The organism is Propionibacterium sp. (assembly GCF_047719395.1).
In the GTDB taxonomy this organism is placed as follows: domain Bacteria; phylum Actinomycetota; class Actinomycetes; order Propionibacteriales; family Propionibacteriaceae; genus Propionibacterium.
Window position 1 is genome coordinate 30,509 of sequence record NZ_JBDNTB010000013.1, and the last position, 19,055, is coordinate 49,563.

General features: G+C 65.4%; 12 protein-coding genes, 4 tRNA genes and 1 pseudogene. 7 read left to right on the forward strand and 10 right to left on the reverse strand.

Annotated elements, in window-relative coordinates:
* The 4 genes from thrS to ABF648_RS03755 all read right to left on the reverse strand — a co-directional run bounded on the left by thrS (window position 1) and on the right by ABF648_RS03755 (window position 2,474).
* Complete coding sequence (gene thrS, locus ABF648_RS03740; RefSeq protein ID WP_415630952.1) at window positions 1–2,058, reverse strand: threonine--tRNA ligase; 2,058 nt, start codon at window positions 2,056–2,058, stop codon at window positions 1–3.
* A gap of 137 nt (window positions 2,059–2,195) precedes the next feature.
* Window positions 2,196–2,267: transfer RNA gene (locus ABF648_RS03745), tRNA-Val, on the reverse strand.
* 1 nt (window position 2,268) lies between these two features.
* A tRNA-Cys gene (locus ABF648_RS03750) sits at window positions 2,269–2,339 on the reverse strand.
* A gap of 62 nt (window positions 2,340–2,401) precedes the next feature.
* Window positions 2,402–2,474: transfer RNA gene (locus ABF648_RS03755), tRNA-Gly, on the reverse strand.
* Between the two features lie 288 nt (window positions 2,475–2,762).
* Here ABF648_RS03755 and ABF648_RS03760 point away from each other — a divergent pair.
* Window positions 2,763–2,834, forward strand: a tRNA-Val gene (locus tag ABF648_RS03760).
* 128 nt (window positions 2,835–2,962) lie between these two features.
* Here the strand turns inward: ABF648_RS03760 and ABF648_RS03765 are convergent.
* On the reverse strand, window positions 2,963–4,201 hold the full coding sequence (locus ABF648_RS03765; protein ID WP_415630953.1) for a Y-family DNA polymerase: 1,239 nt from the start codon (window positions 4,199–4,201) through the stop codon (window positions 2,963–2,965).
* Complete coding sequence (locus ABF648_RS03770; protein WP_415630954.1) at window positions 4,198–4,545, reverse strand: hypothetical protein; 348 nt, start codon at window positions 4,543–4,545, stop codon at window positions 4,198–4,200. Before ABF648_RS03770 ends, ABF648_RS03765 begins: the two co-directional genes overlap by 4 nt.
* Before the next feature lie 612 nt (window positions 4,546–5,157).
* Here ABF648_RS03770 and ABF648_RS03775 point away from each other — a divergent pair.
* The 4 genes from ABF648_RS03775 (at window position 5,158) to ABF648_RS03790 (ending at window position 8,475) form a co-directional block, all read left to right on the forward strand.
* Window positions 5,158–5,967 (forward strand): sirohydrochlorin chelatase, encoded by an 810-nt coding sequence (locus tag ABF648_RS03775; protein WP_415630955.1) that lies wholly within the window; start codon window positions 5,158–5,160, stop codon window positions 5,965–5,967.
* Between the two features lie 53 nt (window positions 5,968–6,020).
* Window positions 6,021–6,455 (forward strand): peptide-methionine (R)-S-oxide reductase MsrB, encoded by a 435-nt coding sequence (gene msrB / locus ABF648_RS03780; protein ID WP_415630956.1) that lies wholly within the window; start codon window positions 6,021–6,023, stop codon window positions 6,453–6,455.
* A gap of 117 nt (window positions 6,456–6,572) precedes the next feature.
* Window positions 6,573–7,199: a DUF3000 domain-containing protein gene (locus ABF648_RS03785; protein ID WP_415630957.1), complete on the forward strand. Its 627-nt coding sequence runs from the start codon at window positions 6,573–6,575 to the stop codon at window positions 7,197–7,199.
* A complete protein-coding gene (locus ABF648_RS03790; protein ID WP_415630958.1) occupies window positions 7,192–8,475 on the forward strand; it encodes a ribonuclease D in 1,284 nt (427 codons plus the stop codon). Before ABF648_RS03785 ends, ABF648_RS03790 begins: the two co-directional genes overlap by 8 nt.
* A gap of 101 nt (window positions 8,476–8,576) precedes the next feature.
* Here the strand turns inward: ABF648_RS03790 and dxs are convergent, their stop codons facing one another.
* Window positions 8,577–10,553: a 1-deoxy-D-xylulose-5-phosphate synthase gene (dxs, locus tag ABF648_RS03795; protein ID WP_415630959.1), complete on the reverse strand. Its 1,977-nt coding sequence runs from the start codon at window positions 10,551–10,553 to the stop codon at window positions 8,577–8,579.
* Between the two features lie 296 nt (window positions 10,554–10,849).
* Window positions 10,850–13,522 (reverse strand): aconitate hydratase AcnA, encoded by a 2,673-nt coding sequence (gene acnA / locus ABF648_RS03800; protein ID WP_415630960.1) that lies wholly within the window; start codon window positions 13,520–13,522, stop codon window positions 10,850–10,852.
* 209 nt (window positions 13,523–13,731) lie between these two features.
* On the opposite strand from acnA, the gene ABF648_RS03805 reads away from it, so the two are divergent.
* Window positions 13,732–15,270: an Hsp70 family protein gene (locus ABF648_RS03805; protein WP_415630961.1), complete on the forward strand. Its 1,539-nt coding sequence runs from the start codon at window positions 13,732–13,734 to the stop codon at window positions 15,268–15,270.
* A gap of 25 nt (window positions 15,271–15,295) precedes the next feature.
* Here the strand turns inward: ABF648_RS03805 and ABF648_RS03810 are convergent, their stop codons facing one another.
* Window positions 15,296–16,480 (reverse strand): class I SAM-dependent RNA methyltransferase, encoded by a 1,185-nt coding sequence (locus ABF648_RS03810; protein WP_415630962.1) that lies wholly within the window; start codon window positions 16,478–16,480, stop codon window positions 15,296–15,298.
* Window positions 16,477–18,483 carry an APC family permease gene (locus ABF648_RS03815; protein ID WP_415630963.1) on the reverse strand — a complete coding sequence of 669 codons (2,007 nt, stop codon included), beginning with the start codon at window positions 18,481–18,483 and terminating at the stop codon, window positions 16,477–16,479. The genes ABF648_RS03810 and ABF648_RS03815 overlap by 4 nt, the downstream gene beginning before the upstream one ends.
* Before the next feature lie 284 nt (window positions 18,484–18,767).
* On the opposite strand from ABF648_RS03815, the pseudogene ABF648_RS03820 reads away from it, so the two are divergent.
* A pseudogene (locus tag ABF648_RS03820) lies at window positions 18,768–18,995 on the forward strand (NAD-binding protein); the annotation flags it as partial.
* Window positions 18,996–19,055 lie beyond the last annotated feature (60 nt).

Genomic DNA, 19,055 nt, shown 5'->3' on the forward strand with positions numbered 1-19,055 from the left:
TCAGGACTCCTGGTGCGGCGCTGTCGGATCCTCGGCGCTGCGGGAGTGGATGTGGTCGACGATCCTTGTCACGGCCTCATCGATCGGCACGCCGTTGTCCTGGGAACCGTCGCGGAAGCGGAAGCTCACCGTGCCGGCCTCGCGATCCTTCTCGCCGGCGATGAGGATGTAGGGCACCTTCTGACGGGTCGCATTGCGGATCTTCTTCTGCATGCGGTCGTCGGATTCGTCGACCTCGACACGTACACCCTGGGCCTTGAGCTTCTCGAAGATCTCCTCCAGATAGCCGGTGAACTCCCCCGCAACCGGCACGCCCACCACCTGCACCGGGTGGAGCCAGGCCGGGAAGGCACCCGCGTAGTGCTCGGTGAGCACACCGATGAAGCGCTCCACACTGCCGAGTTTCGCCGAGTGGATCATCACCGGGCGTTGATGGCTGCCGTCGGCGGCGGTGTACTCCAACTCGAAGCGCTCCGGCTGGTTGAAGTCGTACTGCACGGTGGACATCTGCCAGGTGCGGCCCAGTGCGTCCTTGGCCTGGACGGAGACCTTGGGGCCGTAGAAGGCTGCGCCGCCCGGATCGGGCACGAGTTCCAGACCGGTCGACTCGCAGGCCTCGCGCAGGATCTCGGTGGCCGCGGCCCAGTCCTCGTTGGACCCGATGAACTTGCTCGAATTCTCGTCCCGGGTGGACAACTCGAGGTAGAACTCCTTGAGCCCGAAGTCGCGCAGGATGTTGAGGAACAAATTCAGCAGCATCTTGATCTCGTCGCCGGCCTGCTCGGGCATGCAGTAGGTGTGCGAGTCGTCCTGGGTGAAGCCACGCATCCGGGTGAGTCCCTGCACCACGCCAGACTTCTCGTAGCGGTAGTCGTGACCGAGCTCGAACAGCCTCATCGGCAGTTCCCGGTAGGACCGCCCGCGGCTGCGGAAGATGAGATTGTGCATCGGGCAGTTCATGGCCTTGAGGTAGTACTCCTGACCCTGCCGGGTGACATTTCCCTCTTCGTCGCGCTCCTCGTCGACGAGCATCGGCGGGAACATGGTGTCCGCATAGTAAGGAAGGTGTCCCGAGGTGTGGAACAGGCCACCCTTGGAGATCTCAGGGGTGTGCACGAACTCGAAGCCGGCCTCCATGTGCTTCTGCTCGATATAGCTCTCGATCTCGTGACGCAGGATGCCGCCCTTGGGGTGGAAGACCACCAGGCCGGGCCCGATCTCCTCGGGGAAGCTGAACAGGTCGAGCTCGACGCCCAGTTTGCGATGGTCGCGCTTCGCGGCCTCGGCCAGCCTGTGCTGATAGGCCTTGAGGTCATCGCGGGATGCCCACGCGGTGCCGTAGACGCGCTGCAGCTGGTCGTTGTGCTGGTCGCCACGCCAGTAGGCAGAACTGGTCTTGGTGAGCGCCACGGCGGGGATGTAGCCCGTGTGCGGCACGTGCGGGCCACGGCACAGATCGCGCCAGGCCACCGAGCCGTCGCGGCGCACATTGTCATAGACGGTGAGTTCCGCCCCGCCGACCTCGACATCAGAACCGTCATCGGCGCGAGGGTGCCCCTTGTCGGTGATGAGTTCCAGCTTGTAAGGCTCGTTGGCCTCTTCGGCCCTCGCCTCTTCCTCGGTGACCACGCGGCGCACGAAGCGCTGACGTTGCTTGATGATCGCGCTGATCTTCTTCTCGATGGCCTTGAGGTCTTCGGGTGACAACGGATCGGTCTTGAAGTCGTAGTAGAAGCCGTCGGTGATGGGAGGACCGATACCGAGCCGGGCTTGCGGATAGATATCCTGCAGCGCCTGCGCGGTGACATGGGCAGCCGAGTGACGGATGATCGTCAGCCCCTCGTCGCTGGTGGAGAGCACCGGCTCGACTGTGTCTCCCTCATGCACCTCGACGGCGAGGTCGACCGTGGTTCCGTTCACCTTCATCGCCACGACCGAGCGATCATCGCCGAACAGATCGAGCCCGGTCGTAGCGCCCTCGATCACCACCGGTTCTGCCTGTTCGTCGCGATTTATGGTGATTGTTGAGGACACGATGATCTTCCTTTCGGGCGGCATACCTGGCCGCGCGTGATCGATGACGCCAATTGTGCCCGATGCCGAATCAGGGGCTCTCTGCACATGGCAGTCGTGGGTGCTTGTGAAAAAGGGCCCGGCCATCAGACTCACATCTGAAAACCGGACCCTCGGTCCCGTGGGCGACACTGGGTTTGAACCAGTGACCTCTTCCGTGTCAGGGAAGCGCGCTACCGCTGCGCCAGCCGCCCGAGGTGGAGACGGGATTTGAACCCGTGTATACGGATTTGCAGTCCGCTGCCTCGCCTCTCGGCCACTCCACCATCTGAAGAGTTGCCTCATCACGAAGGTTTGTGGCCAGGTGGATGGGGCTCAAGCCTCTCCGAGCGGACGACGGGACTTGAACCCGCGACCCTCACCTTGGCAAGGTGATGCTCTACCAACTGAGCCACGTCCGCATTGCTGTACCGGAGGGGGTCCCCCGTTCAAGCGCGTTAACTACCTTAGCGGACCCCATTGTGGGGCACAACTTGAGGGATCCTCGCCCGCATCACGCTGCCTGTCACCCCTCTGCCGCCTGGTTCACGGGCGCACCAACCGCCGTGACGAGGAGCGAGAAGAGCTCCGTCCTACACATCAAAATTGGACGCACACGGAGCATGGACAGCCCCACAGCTCGCGCAACCATCTTGCACACGCCACGATTGGCGGCCCAGACGCCTGTGCGCTAGCCTTGTCGTCGCTGCGGGCGATTGGCGCAGCGGTAGCGCGCTTCGTTCACACCGAAGAGGTCACTGGTTCGATCCCAGTATCGCCCACCGTATCCGGACCAGGGATGGGCACTCATTCGTGAGTGCCCATTTTGTGTTTCCGACCATTGTCCGGTCATCTGCCGATCCGGCCGTCGAATGGTCGGACGCCTGCTCTCTGCTCCCGAGGCTGGGGATCAGTGGGCGATGGGCGGCTGGTCTGCGGTCCAGCGTGGGGAGAGCATGTCGCGGTGCATGCCGAGGTGGTGCGGCGGGCCGAGGGTGACGGCCGTCTGCCCCCAGCGGGTGGTGATCGTGTCCAGGGCGGTGTCCAGGTGCTGGTCCCTGTCGTCGGGTTCGTCGAGGGGCAGCATGTCCTGGGTGCCGTCGGGGACGAGCGCGGTGGCTGTGATCCCGGCCCGGATCCACTGTCTGCAGGGCAGGGCGTCGGCGACGTGGCGCGCGGCGGCAGCGATCGCAAGCGTCGACGCGGACGGCGGGGTGAGGGCCTGCGTGTGGCGGGCGACCTCCAGGCCCGAGCGGAACGGGGAGGTGGCCAGCCAGGTTTCGATCCGGCCGGCGAGCAGACCCCGGCGCCGGAGTCTGCGGGCCAGGGCTGTCGCGTAGTCGCCCAGCAGGGTCCGCACCTCGGCCGGTGTGGTGATGGGATGCCCGGACATACGGGAGTACATGACCTGGCCCGCTGCGGGGGCAGCCGGCTGCCACTCCATGCACGGCGTGCCGGCCAATTCCAGGGCAGTGCGGGCGACCGGAACCCCCAGCTGACGCCTCAGCACGACCGGGTCGGCGGCCGCGAGATCGGCGGCGGTGACGATGTTCCGGGGTGACAGTCTGCGGGCGAGTCTGTGACCCACACCCCACACGTTCTCGACGGGGGTGCGCTTGAGGGCACGCCAGACGACTCCGGGGTTCGCGCCGGTCAGGTCCAGCACCCCGCCGAGGCCAGGCGAGGTCTTGGTCCAGTGCTGGGCCTGTTTCGCGAGTGTCATGGTGGGCCCGATCCCCACCCGGACGGGCAGCCCCAGCCAGCGGTCCAGCCGGTCCCGGATGGCGTGGGCGATGCCGGGATCCCGCCCCGGGCCGAGCAGGACGAAGGACTCATCGATCGAGTAGGGCATCACCTGCGCGCACAGCGAATCGAGCACGTCCACCATGCGCCGGGACATGTCCCCGTACAGCTCGTAGTTGGAGGACCGGGCCACCACCGCGCGGAGCCTGGGATCGGCCTTGATCTGGTACCAGGGCTGCCCGAGAGGAATCCCGAGGGCCACCGCCTCGGCGGACCGTGCGACCGCGCACCCGTCATTGTTGGACAGGACCACCACCGGCCGTCCGACCAGGGACGGGTCGAAGACCCGCTCGCAGGCCACATACATCGAGGAGACGTCCACGAGCCCGTACGCCGCGGCGCTCACCAGGCGGTCCGGTGCACGATCGCGGCGGCCACACCCCACACTGTCGCTTCACCCAGAAACCCGCTCGGGGCGACGATCCTTCCGGCCCTGGTCATCGCACCCAGACGCAGCTGCCCGCCGCTGGACGCAATGACCAGCAACCCGGAGCGGGGCTCCAGGGAACGATCCACGATCAGCTCGTCTCCGGCCTGTATCTGCCTCTCGGGCCAGTCCACCCCTGCCGCGACGATGAAGGTCGCCGGAGGATGGGCGATCAGCCTGGCCACCCAGTCCAACGGCTCGCTGGTGTAGTCCTGCGCGGGCGAAGGCCACGCGGCAGCCGCCACTCTCGAAGGTTCGAACATGCGTTCGATAATAAACGCGAGCTGAGACAACCGCCAGACCCAGGGCACCGAAGGCGGCCGAGAGGACAAGACCGCCGACCGCAGAGCCCGAAGGCCTCGGCCTTCGCGACATCGCTCCGGCATCCCAACGCGTCAATCCGCGGACGAGACGATGTACCCGGTGCGCACGAGTGGACCGCAAGGACGACTGATAATCTTTGTGATGCGTGCCGATACCGGCTCCCAGGGTGGCTGGTCTGACAGCCGACCGGCCCGATGGGCTGCCGATGCCCACAACGGCGAGCCCGTGACAGCACCCGAATATCGGCCCGATCTGAATGACGGCAGGATGCCGTTGCACTTCTCCACACCCTGATCAGCGGTGGCTTATAGCACAGAAGTTACGAAGTGTTACGTCTTTGTTACCTATTAGGCCAAGTACCACAGATTCTCGCGTGAGAAGCCACTATTGAGATGCTCAGACAAGAGTTCTTGTGTCTCGAAATGTGATTTTTAGTGTCACATCCTGGACAAGGGGCTTGCGAAGAGCTTCGCCAGGGCGGACAGTTGGAGTCAATCAACGGCAACGGCGCCGCCCTGCAGATCACGAAAGATCCACGAAAGGGCATGCAGATGACTGCACCGGCACTGGTCCTGTTGGCCGAAGGTTCCTCCGAGCCTCGCGTCGTCGAGGTGATTCACAAGCTGCGCAAGCAGATGCAGATGCAGCGTCAGGAACTCTCAATTCATCTCGCATTCATCGACCACTGCCCGCCCAGCGGCCCTCAGGTTGTGAGCACGCTCGCAGCGCGCGGCGTGCAGGAGATCGTGTTCGCACCGCTGGCCCTCAGCCACGCGGTGGACGCCGATCCCGCAGCCATCGCCATGGTCGAAGCGGTCCGCAAGAATCATCCTGATCTCAATGTCACGCTCGCCCACCCGATCGGGCCGGCCACCGAGCTCCTCAATGTCCTCGATCTTCGACTGCGGAACGCCCTGTCCGCCTGCCACGCACTCGAGCTTGATGGTCTGATCCTGTGCGCACCCGACAGCGGCGATGTCCGTGGCTCAGCTTTGATGGCCCGCCGCGCACGCCAGTGGGGTTCACACCACAGGCTGCCCGTTGCCGTGGCCTCCGTCGACGGCTCGGGCCTGTCGGTGGGAGCAGCCATGGCAACGCTGCGAGAGCAGGGTCGCCGCGCAATCGCCGTCGGTGCCCTCTTCCTCACCGCCGACGAGCGCTATGTCCTGGCCACCGAGCAGGCGCTGGCCGCCGGAGCTGTTGCGGTGAGCGCACCGCTCGGCGCCGACGAACACATCGTCGACCTGCTGATGGCCCGCTATGCATTCGCCGCCATGGACATGCTCGATGACGCCCCGGCCGCAGAACACCTGGGCAGCGATGTGATGACCACCTCCAACACGCGCCTGCTCGCCATTTGAGGTAGTGCAGCACCGACGTACGCTGGCTGGAACGCCGACAGCTGGAGGTCGTCATGTCAGACCAGCCACAATCCCACCTGGCACACGCACGATTGAAGAGCGATGAGCAGTGGCAGGCTGAACTTGGCCCGCAGGAATACCAGGTGCTCCGGCGGGGAGGCACCGAGGCGCCCTATCAGGGCGAGTACACCGACACCACCACCAAGGGTGTTTACCGGTGCCGGGCCTGCGGTGCAGAACTGTTCCGCAGCGATCAGAAGTTTCCCTCGCACTGCGGCTGGCCGAGCTTCTATGCTCCGCTTGCCGAGGATCGCGTGCAATACATCGTCGATGACTCGCTCGGCATGCGGCGAACGGAAGTCCGCTGCGCCAACTGTGGCTCCCATCTGGGCCATGTCTTCGAGGGCGAGGGCTACGACACGCCCACCGATCAGCGCTACTGCATCAATTCCATCTGCCTGACATTGGAACCCACCGAGAATGAGTAGGCGCGCATCCGGGCCGGCAGCATCATTCAAAGGGGTATGGCTCGTACGGGCAGCGCATGGTGCCGCATCCCGGCGAGCCTGCGCCCCAGACAACTTCTCTGCTCTTAGGGTCGAGCCATGGCTCTCGACCCACACGCGATTGCGGTGCGCGAGCGCTTTGCTCGCATCCTCGAGTGCATCGATCGGTTCACCTGGCGCCACGATCTGCGTTGTGAGGAGATCGGCTCGCCGCAGCGTATTGCGCCCTACAGCTATGCGATCGAAGTGACGCTCGGCCCCACGAACGCAGAACTCGGGTCGGGCCGGCTGGTCCTGCTGCACGATCCGGCGGGCGTGGATGCCTGGCAGGGAACCCATCGTCTGGTGAGCCTGGTGCGCGCCGACACCGACCTGGAGATGGCGACAGACCCGCTGCTGGGCGAGGTGGGATGGAGCTGGTTCACCGATGCCCTGGACGACCACGACGCCGGCTACACAGCCCCGGCAGGAACAGTGACAGTCGTTTCGAGCCGCTTCTTCGGCGACATGAACAGCGAACCTGATCGCGCCGAGGTGGAGATCCGCACGAGTTGGACGCCGCTGGTCGAAGAACCCGGTGACATCGAGAGGCACCTCAAGGGCTGGCAGCAGCTCATCTGCCAGGTGGCCGGTCTTCCACCGCTGCCCGAGGGCATCACGCCACTCGGTTTCCGGAATGGGGGCAGCTCGCTCCAGCAGTTGAACAATGGTTCTCGTCATGACTGATGCCCGTACCGCCGATCAACGAATCGATCCGGATTCGGGTCTGCCGATCCTCGCGATGCCCCGTGACGGCCTTCCCGTCGTCGTGGACACCGCCGAGGCGCTCAGTGAGTGCATCCGCGAACTCGGCGATGGCACCGGGCCGCTGGCCATCGACACAGAGCGGGCTCAGAGCTTCCACTACAGCGCCAAGGCCTACCTGCTGCAGTTCCGCCGTGCCGATGCCGGAACCTGGTTGATCGACCCCGAAGCCTTCGAACCCTCACCGGGTGCCGACGCTGATTTCACTGCCCTGCGTGAGGCCACGAGTTCGGCGGAGTGGATCATTCATGCCGCCACCCAGGATCTGCCCTGCCTGGTGGAGGACGGCCTGTGGCCCACCAGCCTGTTCGACACGGAATTGGCCGGCAGACTGCTCGGCCTACCGCGAGTGGGACTGGGCCCCCTGGTGGAGAAGTACTTCGGATTGCACCTGCTCAAGGAGCACTCTGCCGCCGACTGGTCCACCCGCCCCCTTCCCCAGGACTGGATCGCCTACGCCGCCCTCGATGTGGAACTGCTCGTCGAACTGCGCGATCTGCTCGAGGAAGAACTCGACAAGGCCGGCAAGCTGGAATGGGCTCACCAGGAGTTCGACCACCTGGTCGAGGTCTACCGCACCCCTGCGCCACCCAGGGTCGAGCCCTGGCGGCGCACCAATGGCATTCATGCGGTGCGTTCGCGGCGCGGTCTCGCGCTGGTGCGTGCCCTGTGGACACACCGGGACCAGCTCGCTCTCGACCTGGACAAGGCACCGGGCAAGATCGTCCAGGACAAGGCAATCACCGAACTCGCGGCCACCATCACCAAGGACAACCACAAGGTGCCCGGACCACGCGAGATGGACACGGTGATGGGATTCCACCATCGCCTCGCCAAGCGCTATCGGGAGCACTGGCTGGAGGCGTGCCACGAGGTTGCCGGACTACCGGCAGCCGATCTGCCGAGCCTGCAGGTCGCCCATGATGGGCCACCCCAGCCGCGCAGTTGGCAACGCAGCCGACCTGAGGCCTGGAAGCACTGGCAGCAGGTGCGTCCTGCGGCCAATGCACTGGCAGCGGAACTGTCGATGCCACCGGAGAACTTGGTCTCCCCCGATGCGCTGCGCCGCCTGGTGTGGGATCCGCTGCCCTCCGTCGACGCGCAGGCCATCTCTGAACGTCTCGCCGAGCACGACGTGCGGCCCTGGCAGCGCACTCTGCTGTCCCCTGTGCTGAGTGCCGCGCTCCGGGCCGAATGAGCAGATGAAGGGCCTGGTGGGTGAGCGAAAGACCTAGCAGGTGGACGACGGCCTGACGCCGATGCCGAAGGATGCGTTCACCCGAGCGGCGGCGCGCACGCTCAGTGGTGACGCCTCACCGGTGCACCGCGGCGGGGCAGCGGCTTCATCGCTGGCGCGGTGGGAATTTCGTCGTTCTCCTCGACTGGCAGCGCAGGCTGGGGCAGCAATGTGAGCGCGGTCTCGGTGACCGACCTGGCGATCTGCCTGGCAGTGAGCGCGACCTCTTCCAGCAATTCATCCCTGGTACCCACCGGAAGGTATTCCTGGGGCACGCCGAACAGCCGCACCGGCACCGAGACCCCGGCGTCGTCCATGGCCTGCTGCAGATGCGAGCCCAGTCCTCCGGCCACCAGGCCGTCCTCGATGGTCACCACGAGAGCGAACTTCGACACGAGCTTGACCAGGGCCGGGTTGACCGGAAGTGCCCATAGCGGATCAACCACCGTGACACCGATACCTTGCTTCGCGAGCCGCTCCGCGGCCTTGAGGGCAGTACCCACCATCGGCCCGTAGCCCACGATGAGGACATCACTCGACTCGTCGCGGCGCACCAGGTCGTAGCCGTCCTCGCCGACCACCGCATCGATCTGGTCGGGCAACCTGCCCTTGGAGTAGCGGATCACCGTGGGCGCGTCGTTGATGCCGACGGCGGTTCTGAGCGCATCATTGAGCCGCGCTGCGTCCCGCGGTGCAGCGAGCCGGAGCCCTGGCACGATACCTGCCAGCGAAGTGTCCCAGATGCCGTCGTGGCTCGGTCCGTCCGGGCCCGTCACCCCTGCCCGGTCGAGGACTACGGTGACGCCGAGATGGTGCATGCCCACGTCGAGCAGCATCTGGTCGAAGGCCCGGTTGAGAAAGGTCGAATAGAGCGCGAAGACCGGATGCAGCCCGGCGCGGGCCATGCCGGCAGACGAAGCCATCGCGTGCTGTTCGGCGATGCCGACGTCGAACACTCGCTCGGGATAGGCGGCGGCGAAGCGCGTCAGGCCCACCGGATGCAGCATGGCTGCGGTGACGGCGACCACCTCGGGGTGCTCGGCGCCGACCTCGACCATGTCCTGGGCGAAGGCGTCTGTCCAGGTGGCCTGCACTGAGACCTCGAGTGGCTCGCCGGTGAATTCATTGATCCGCCCGATGGCGTGGAAGCGGTCCTGCTCGTGGTTCTCGGCGAAGGAGAAACCCTTGCCCTTCACGGTGATGGCGTGCACGATGACGGGACCGTGGAAACCCTTTGCCTGGTTGAAGGCCGTCACCAGTGCCTGGATGTCATGCCCATCGACCGGGCCGATGTACTTCAGACCGAGATCTCCGAAGAGGCCCTGGGGAGCGAGCACATCTTTCAGGCCGATCTTGAGGCCGTGCAACAGGTCGTAGGCCTGCTTGCCGAACAGCGGCGCACGATTCACCGAGGCCTTGATGATGTCGAGCGTCTTCTCGTAGCGGGGATCGGTGCGGAATCCGGAGAGCTCCTTGGACAGCCCACCGACGGTGGGGGCGTAGGAACGTCCGTTGTCGTTGACGACGATGACCATGTTGAGGTCTTGTTCCACCGCGATGTTGTTGAGCGCTTCCCAGGTCATACCGCCGGTGAGCGCACCATCCCCCACGACGGTGACGACTGTGCGGTCCTGCTGGCCGGTGAGCCGGAAGGCCTTGGCCATGCCCTCCGACCAGCTCAGACCGGCCGACGCATGGGAATTCTCGACCCAGTCATGCTCGGACTCCGCACGGCTCGGATAACCGGCCAGGCCGTCCTTCTGCCGCAGCGTACTGAACTGGTCCTTACGGCCGGTGAGGATTTTGTGCACATAGCTCTGGTGCCCGGTGTCGAAGACGATCGGATCGTAGGGTGAATCAAACGCCAGGTGGATGGCCATCGTCAGTTCGACGACACCGAGGTTGGGGCCGAGATGCCCGCCGGTACATGCCACATTCGTGATGAGGAACTGGCGGATCTCCTTGGCCAGTGCGGGCAACTTCCTCGGCTTCAGGGCCTTGAGGTCCGCCGGCCCATTGATCTCGTCGAGCAGCGCCATAGGGGCAATTGTAGGGCCCGGGTCGTCGCCGTCCATGCTGGGACGCAACCCCGTGGACGGGACCCGGCGCCCTTCTCAGTTCATAGAACGGATACGGGCTCACATATCCGCGAGGCGGGATTCAGCGGCGGGAATGGTTCGCGGTGCCAACCCAAGATGGACTGCGATCCTGGTGCGTATACGCAACGAAAGCGCAGTCCCACAAGGACGAACCGGCCCAAGGACAGACGGCGGGAGCAACGGACACGAACCCACTGCTCCCGTCGTCGAACGCCTCGGCTGGCTGAAACCTCGGTTCAGGCCGCAGCCAGACGCCTCAGCACGTACTGCATGATGCCGCCGTTGACGTAGTAGTTGCGCTCCCCTGGCGTGTCGATGCGTACCACGGCTTCAAAGCTCGTCTCGTGCCCGTCGGGTGCCACTGCAGTGACCTCGACCGTCTTGGGAGTCACGTCCTCGTTGAAGGGGGCGAGGCCCTTGATGGAGAAGGTCTCCTCACCGGTGAGCCCAAGGCTGTCGGCGCCGGTGCCTGCCGGGAACTGCAGTGGCAGCACGCCCATGCCGATCAGGTTCGAGCGGTGGATGCGCTCGTAGCTCTCGGCGATGACGGCCTTGACGCCGAGCAGCATGGTGCCCTTGGCAGCCCAGTCGCGCGAGGAACCGGTGCCGTACTCCTTGCCGGCCAGCACCACCAGCGGAATACCCTCCGCGCGGTAATCGAGAGCGGCCTCGTAGACAGTGGTAACGGGCCCATCGGGCTTGGTGAAGTCCCTTGTGAAACCACCCTCGGTGCCAGGTGCGAGCAGATTGCGCAGCCTGATGTTGGCGAAGGTTCCACGGATCATCACCTCGTGGTTGCCACGACGGGAGCCGTAGGAGTTGAAGTCCAGCGGACGGACGCCGTGCTCCTTGAGGTAGTGGCCCGCAGGCGAGTCGACCTTGATGGCGCCGGCCGGGGAGATGTGATCGGTGGTCACCGAATCACCGAGCTTGAGCAGCACCCGGGCATCCAGCACGTCGGATACCGGATCGGCGGAGTGCTTCATGCCCTCGAAGTAGGGAGGCTTGCGCACATAGGTGGAGTTGTCGTCCCAGCTGAACACCGCACCGGAGGGGGTCTCCAGATTGCGCCAGCGCTCGTCGCCGGTGAAGACATCGGCATAGCTGGTGCGGTACATCTCGGCGTTCATGCTGTCCGAAATGACCTCGTCCACCTCGGCAGGGGTGGGCCACAGGTCCGCCAGGTAGACGTCCTTGCCGTCCTTGTCCACGCCAAGGGGCGAGTTGACGATGTCCAGGTCCATGCTGCCGGCCAGTGCATAGGCCACCACCAGGGGTGGCGAGGCCAGATAGTTCATCTTCACGTCGGGGTTGATCCGGCCTTCGAAGTTGCGGTTGCCGGACAGCACGGAAGTGATCGCCAGGTCGTTGTCCTCGGCGGCACCACTCACCTGCGGGATGAGCGGACCGGAGTTGCCGATGCAGGTCGTGCATCCATAGCCGACGATGTCGAAGTCCAGAGCGGCGAGCGGCTCCAGCAGACCGGCCTTGCCCAGGTAGTCGGTGACCACCTGGGAGCCGGGGGCCAGCGAGGTCTTCACCCACGGTTTGCGCGTGAGACCGTGTTCCACGGCCTTCTTGGCGAGCAGGCCTGCTGCAACCATGACGCTCGGATTGGAAGTGTTGGTGCATGAGGTGATGGCCGCGATGCCGACAGCGCCGTTGTCGAGGGTCACCTGCTCACCGTCGAATTCCACCTCCGCGGGAGTGGTGGCGTCGCTGACATAGTTCTTCACGTCGCGCTCGAAGATCTGCTTCGCCTCGTCCAGGGCGATCCTGTCCTGGGGACGCTTCGGGCCGGCGATCGAGGGACGCACGGTCGACAGATCCAATTCGAGGTACTCGGAGTACTTGGCCTCGTGTGCGGCATCGTGCCACAGGCCCTGTTCCTTCGCGTAGCTCTCGACAAGGGCGATCTGCTGGTCGCTGCGCCCAGTGAGCCGAAGGTAGTCGAGGGTCTTGTCGTCGACGGGGAACACGGCGATGGTCGAGCCGTACTCGGGGCTCATATTGCCGATGGTGGCGCGGTTCGCGACGGGCACCTCGGCCATACCTGGCCCGTAGAACTCCACGAACTTGCCGACCACCTTGTGCGCACGCAGCATCTGGGTGATGGTGAGCACCAGGTCGGTGGCGGTGGTGCCCTCGGGAAGCTGACCGGACAGCTTGAATCCGACCACGCGCGGGATGAGCATGCTCACCGGCTGGCCGAGCATGGCGCACTCCGCCTCGATACCGCCGACGCCCCAGCCGACCACGCCCAGGCCGTTGACCATGGTGGTGTGGGAGTCGGTGCCCACACAGGTGTCGGGGTAGGCCTGCAGCACGCCACCGACCTCACGGGAGTAGACCACCTGGGCCAGATACTCGATGTTCACCTGGTGCACGATGCCGGTGCCCGGCGGAACCACCTTGAAGTCGTCGAATGCCGTCTGGCCCCAGCGCAGGAACTGGTAGCGCTCGCGATTGCGGTGGTATTCGATGTCGGTGTTTGCGTGCAGCGCCTCGGGCGTGCCGAATTTCTCGGCGATGACGGAGTGGTCGATGACCAGCTGCGATGGGCTCAGGGGATTGATGCCTGCTGGATCACCGCCCAGATCAGCCATCGCCTCGCGCATCGTGGCGAGATCGACGATGCAGGGAACACCGGTGAAGTCCTGCATGATCACGCGGGCCGGCGTGTACTGGATCTCATGGTTGGGCTGCGCCGAGGGGTCCCAGCCGGCCAGCGCCTTGATGTCATCCGCGGTGATGTTGGCGCCGTCCTCGTGGCGGAGCAGGTTCTCCAGAAGTACTTTCAGGCTGTACGGCAGAGAGCCTGAGCCCGGCACGGCGTCCAATCGGAAAATCTGATAGCGGCTGTCCCCCACCGCCAATTCTGACTGGGCACCGAAGCTGTTGACGGTCATCGCATTCCTTCCCTGGGCCACGGCTGGCACCGCGGACGATTATCCCAACAACCGGCGATCGGCGCGGTCGCTTGGCCATATCTGGACATGGCACCTCTGGACATCAAGGTAGCGCGCCAGCGGATGCTTCGTCGCGAACGAATCCGCCCATCCAACGGCACGTGGTGGCCCCCACCACACCGCATTCACAGAATGTCTAGGCTGTGGTCATGTATGTGGGAGTCGACTTCGGCACGACTCGGACGGTGGTCTCATTCGCCGACCGGGGAAACTACCCGGTCGTGAGTTTCTTCGACCGGCTGGGTGATTCGCTCGACTACTTTCCCAGCGTCGCGGCGCTTCGCCCCGATGAGACCTGGGACTTCGGGACGGCGGCCATGGATGACCGCCCGGGGGTGCGATTTCATTCCTTCAAGCGGGCCCTCGCTGCGCCGGACGTCTCAAACGACACCGAGATCGAGAGCGAGAGTGTCAGGGTTCGCCTGATGGACGTGCTGGTGGGTTTCCTGAGCAGCCTGCGCACTGCCTTGGCGGAGGAGTCCACCATTGCCGATCTGCTGGCCGGAGACGAGATCGAGAGCGCAGTGGTCGCGGTTCCCGCCCATGCCACCAGCGCGCAGCGCGTCATGACGCTCGAGGCCTTCCAGCGGGCCGGGTTCCCGGTGGTTGCCATGATGAACGAGCCGTCGGCCGCCGGTTTCGAATACACCCACCGGCAGGGACGCACGGTCACCTCCAACCGCACGCAGATCGTCGTCTTCGACCTGGGCGGTGGCACCTTCGACGCCTCGCTGGTGGAAGTGCGCCAGCACGCCCACGAGGTACTGGATTCCGCCGGCATCAACCGGCTGGGCGGGGACGACTTCGACGAGATCCTGAAGGACATGTGCCTCGAGGCTGCCGGCATCGACGAGGGGACGCTCTCACCGGACGCCGAGCAGGCCTTGCGCGAGCAGGCCCGCCAGGCCAAGGAGGCCCTGACCCCGCAGACCCGCAAGATCACCCTGGACGTCGATGAATCGATCGTCCAGATCCTGGTTGACGACTTCTACCAGGCCGCGGAACCACTGGTGGAACGCAGCATCGCGGTGGTCTCCAAACTGCTCGACGACGACACCGATGGCGCACTGTCCGGTCTGGCCGGAATTTACGTCGCAGGCGGAGCGAGTTCACTGCCCATCGTGCCGCGGATGTTGCGCGCCCGCTTCGGGCGCCGCGTGCATCGCGCGCCCTATCCGGCAGCGTCCACGGCGATCGGCCTGGCCATCGCCGCCGACCCGAGCAGCGGCTACACCATCACCGATCAGCTCTCCCGGGGTTTCGGGGTGTTCCGGGAATGGGACGGCGGGCGCCGGGTGGTCTTCGATCCCATCGTCTCCCGTCACGAAGTCCTTCCGGCGGCGGGCGACATACGGATCGAGCGGCGCTACCGGCCGGTTCACAACGTCGGCTGGTTCCGCTTCGCGGAGCACTCCGACCTGGATCGCGATGGCCAACCGGTCGGCGACATCGCCCCTCTCGGCCTGGTGCTGTTCCCCTTCGACCCGGCGTTGCGCGATGTGGAGGATCTCGCCCAGGTACCGCTGCGGCGCGCCGATGACTTTCCGGTGGTGCGCGAGGTGTACACCGTCGACCCGAATGGCATCGTGCACGTCGACATCACCGATGTCGAGGACGGATACACCCGCACCTACTGGCTCGGCCAGTCCGGCGAACGGGCGAAAGCTGCCATCACCCAGCCCGCCTGAAGGTGCCCCTGGTCAACGCCAGGAATCACGTCCCGGATGCTTCCACTATCGCGATGCACTCCATGTGATGGGTCATGGGGAAGGCATCGAAGACCCGCAACGAGTTCAGCCGGTAGCCGGCCCGGGCGAAGGCCTTCAGATCCCTGGCCAGCGCTGCCGGATCGCAGGCCACATAGCCGATCCTGCGGGGCCGCAGCGCAGCGATGGCCGCCACGACCCGCTTCCCCGCGCCGGTGCGCGGCGGATCGAGCACCACCAGGTCCGCTCGGTGCGGCAGCGCATGAAAGGCCCTCTCCACCCGTGCGACGACGAAATGCGCGGCCGGCACATTTCGCCGGGCCCACGAAATGGCCTGTCTGTCGGCCTCCACGCCGTGCACCCGGCAGCCCGCATCCACCAGTACGGCGGCGAACACGCCGACACCGCAGTACAGATCCAGGGCCACCTCCCCTGGCTCAGGTTCGAGAGAGTCCGCGACCACACGGCTGAAGGTCGATGCCGCGCCCGGATGCACCTGCCAGAAGCCGTCGGCCCTCACCTGGAAGTCATGTCCACCGGCCTGTTCCCGCACGATCTCCTCACCGGCGAGGACGCGCCCGTCGCTGAACACGCTCGCCCCGGAGGAGGCGGTCGTCACGAGGATCTCCTCACCGGCGTCGGCGCAATAGGCCTGCAGCGCCTCGTCGTGAGGCCCCCGGGGATCGGCGATCCGGCAGCCGCCCTCCGGCAGCGCCACGATGTGCGCGCTTCGGTGGGCCAGCAGTCCGGCACGCCCATCGTGCACGCGATAGCGCATCCGGGTGCGCCAGCCCAGGCCATCGCCGCTGGTGCCTGGCAAGGGCTCGACGCACACCTCCCGCTCGATCCCGGCCAGCCTGGACAGCTGCTCGGCGACCACATCGGCCTTGAGCCGGCGTTGCGCTTCTGGTGTCACGTGCTGGAAGTCGCAGCCTCCGCAGACCCCGGCCACCGGGCAGGGCGGCTCGACCCGGTCGGGTGAGGTCCGCAGGATCTGGGTGGCGTCCCCGCGCCAGAAGCGGTCGTGGCTGACATCGGTGAGCCGCACCATCACCTGCTCGCCGGGCAGCGTGTGACGCACGAAGATGACGCGTCCCTGGAAGCGGGCCACGAAGTGGCCACCGTGCGCCACAGGACCCATGTCCACCGGCCCGATCACATCACCGGGCGCAGCCATGTCGGTTCCGATCATCGCCTCACCACTGCCCGCGCCCTGTCGCGCTCCCGGGCACGATAGCGATCCATCAGAATCTTCGAGGACCGCAGCTGGTACGGAACCGAGGTGACCATGACCCCCTTCATGAAGTGCAGCCGGGTGCGGATCATCAAGGCCGTCTGGTTGTGCAGAATCTGCTCCCACCAGTGCCCCACCACGTATTCGGGGATGTAGACGCAGACGATGTCGCGGGGATTCTCGCTGACCATCGCGCGCACATAGTCCAGGAAGGGCTGGGTGATCTGGCGGAACGGCGAATCGATCACGCGCAGCGGCACCGACAGGTCATTGGCCTCCCACTCGGCGATGACCTCGGCCGTCTCGTCGGGATCGACAGCCACCGTCACGGCCACCAGCTCGCTCGGCTGGGTGGCCTTGGCGAACTGGATCGCCTTCACGGTGGGCTTGTTGAGGGTGTTCACCATGACGACCGCGCGGACCCTGCTCGGCAACGCCAGATCGGAGGGATCGATATTCGAGGTCTCCTCGCGCACCTGGTCGTAGTGCCGGTGGATCTGCTGCATCATCATGAACAGCACGGCAATGGCCAGCATCGCCAGCCAGGCGCCGTGCAGGAACTTGCTGAGCACCACGATGACGAGCACACATGCCGTCATCACCATGCCGACGGCATTGATGACCCTGGAGCGCTTCATGGCGGCGCGCGCACCGCGATCGGTCTCGGTGGTCAGATGACGCGTCCAGTGCTTGATCATGCCGTACTGGCTCAGCGTGAACGAGATGAACACCCCGATCACATACATCTGGATGAGCGCGGTGACCGAGGCGTTGAACACCAGCACCAGGACGACGGCGCCGCCGGCCAGGGTCATGATGCCGTTGGAGTAGGCCAGCCGATCGCCGCGGGTGTGCAGCTGGCGAGGCAGCCAGCCGTCGCGGGACAGGATCGATCCCAGCGTCGGGAAACCGTTGAAGGCGGTGTTCGCCGCCAGGAAAAGGATCACCATCGTCATCGTGACGAGGAAGTAGAAGCCGAAGGGGAAGCTCGGGTCGAAGACGGCCCTGCCCAGCTGGCCCATCACCGTGGTGGCGCCGGTCGTGATGTGCCGGCCGTCAGGTGTCACGAAGTAGGAGCCGCTGGACGGATCGATCATCTTGATGCCGGTCATCCGGGCCATCGCGAGGATGCCCAGCAGCATGCTCACAGCGATGACACCGAGCATCAGCAGCGTCGTCGCCGCATTCTTGCTCTTGGGCTTGCGGAAATTCGGCACCCCATTGCTGATTGCCTCGACGCCGGTCAGTGCGGCGCAGCCGGAGGAGAAGGTGCGCGCCAGCAGCACGATCATCGCGAAGCCCGTCAAGGGGTCGTAGGAACTCGTCCCGACGGCGGTGTACCCGGCGGTCTCGGCACGAAGCGGATGACCGAGCACCAGCATCTGGAACAAACCCCAGACGACCATGCAGCCGACACCGGCGATGAACAAATAGGTGGGTACCGCGAAGAAGGCTCCCGAGTCGCGCAGGCCCCGCAGGTTGACCGTCATCAGGAAGACGATCACCACGGCAGCCACGATCCCCTCATGGCCCTGGATGAATGGCATCATGGCCTCGGCGTTCTGCACCCCCGAACTCACCGACACCGCCACCGTGAGCACATAGTCCACCAGCAGCGAGCTGGCCACCATCAGCCCCCCGGTAGGCCCCAAATTGGTGGTGACCACCTCGTAGGTGCCGCCACCGTTGGGATAGGCGTGCACGGTCTGGCGATAGCTGGCCACGACCACGAGCATCAGGGCGCCCACGGCGATCCCGATCGGGATCGAAAAACCGTACCCCACCATTCCGGCCAGAGACAGGGTGACAAGGATCTCGTCGGGTGCATAGGCCACCGAGCTCAAAGCGTCGGAGGCGAAGATCGGAAGCGCGATACGCTTCGGAAGCAGGGTCTCACCCAGCTGTGCGCTTGCCAGGCGGCGTCCGACGATCACGCGCTTGACCGCATCGGTGATGCTCACGACCGCCAAGACTAACGCCGAGACCCTGGCTGCCAACCATCGCGCTTGCGGAAGGCTCCGCCCGGGCAGCTGGCGCGCCGGACCTTCGATTCCCAATAGCCTCGGGATGACTACGCTAGGAACGCACTGAGCAGCTCGGTATGCAGGCCGGCGCAGACCGTCGGCAGATCACCACGTTCGTGCCGGTCTTCCGTGCGCTGCGCCTTGGGTGCAGGGCAGGGGGTCTAGTGCGGGTGTTCTAGTGCGGGTGTGTGGATTCGGGGGTTCGAGTGCATTTTGTGATCATGGGCTGTGGGCGCGTCGGGGCGAGCCTGGCTCGGGTGATGGAGAAGCGCGGTCATTCGATCGCCGTCGTCGACCTCAATGTCGAGGCATTCCGTCGTCTCGGCCCAGATTTCAACGGCCGCACCGTGAAGGGCGTCGGCTTCGATCGCGATGTGCTGCTCAAGGCGGGAATCCGCGAAACCGCCGGTTTAGCGGCGGGGGGCCCCGGGGGCAACGCCCACATCATGGGGGGCCCGCGGGGGGGCCCAGCGTGGTGGGTGGCCCCAAGGGTTGCGCGCCGGTAAGCC

Coding starts and splice junctions, on each gene's coding strand:
- ABF648_RS03775 (WP_415630955.1), top strand. CDS start 5,158: ATGACTGCACCGGCACTGGTCCTGTTGGCCGAAGGTTCCTCCGAGCCT.
- ABF648_RS03805 (WP_415630961.1), top strand. CDS start 13,732: ATGTATGTGGGAGTCGACTTCGGCACGACTCGGACGGTGGTCTCATTC.
- ABF648_RS03810 (WP_415630962.1), bottom strand. CDS start 16,480: ATGATCGGAACCGACATGGCTGCGCCCGGTGATGTGATCGGGCCGGTG.
- ABF648_RS03785 (WP_415630957.1), top strand. CDS start 6,573: ATGGCTCTCGACCCACACGCGATTGCGGTGCGCGAGCGCTTTGCTCGC.
- thrS (WP_415630952.1), bottom strand. CDS start 2,058: ATGCCGCCCGAAAGGAAGATCATCGTGTCCTCAACAATCACCATAAAT.
- acnA (WP_415630960.1), bottom strand. CDS start 13,522: ATGACCGTCAACAGCTTCGGTGCCCAGTCAGAATTGGCGGTGGGGGAC.
- ABF648_RS03790 (WP_415630958.1), top strand. CDS start 7,192: ATGACTGATGCCCGTACCGCCGATCAACGAATCGATCCGGATTCGGGT.
- ABF648_RS03770 (WP_415630954.1), bottom strand. CDS start 4,545: ATGTTCGAACCTTCGAGAGTGGCGGCTGCCGCGTGGCCTTCGCCCGCG.
- dxs (WP_415630959.1), bottom strand. CDS start 10,553: ATGGCGCTGCTCGACGAGATCAATGGGCCGGCGGACCTCAAGGCCCTG.
- msrB (WP_415630956.1), top strand. CDS start 6,021: ATGTCAGACCAGCCACAATCCCACCTGGCACACGCACGATTGAAGAGC.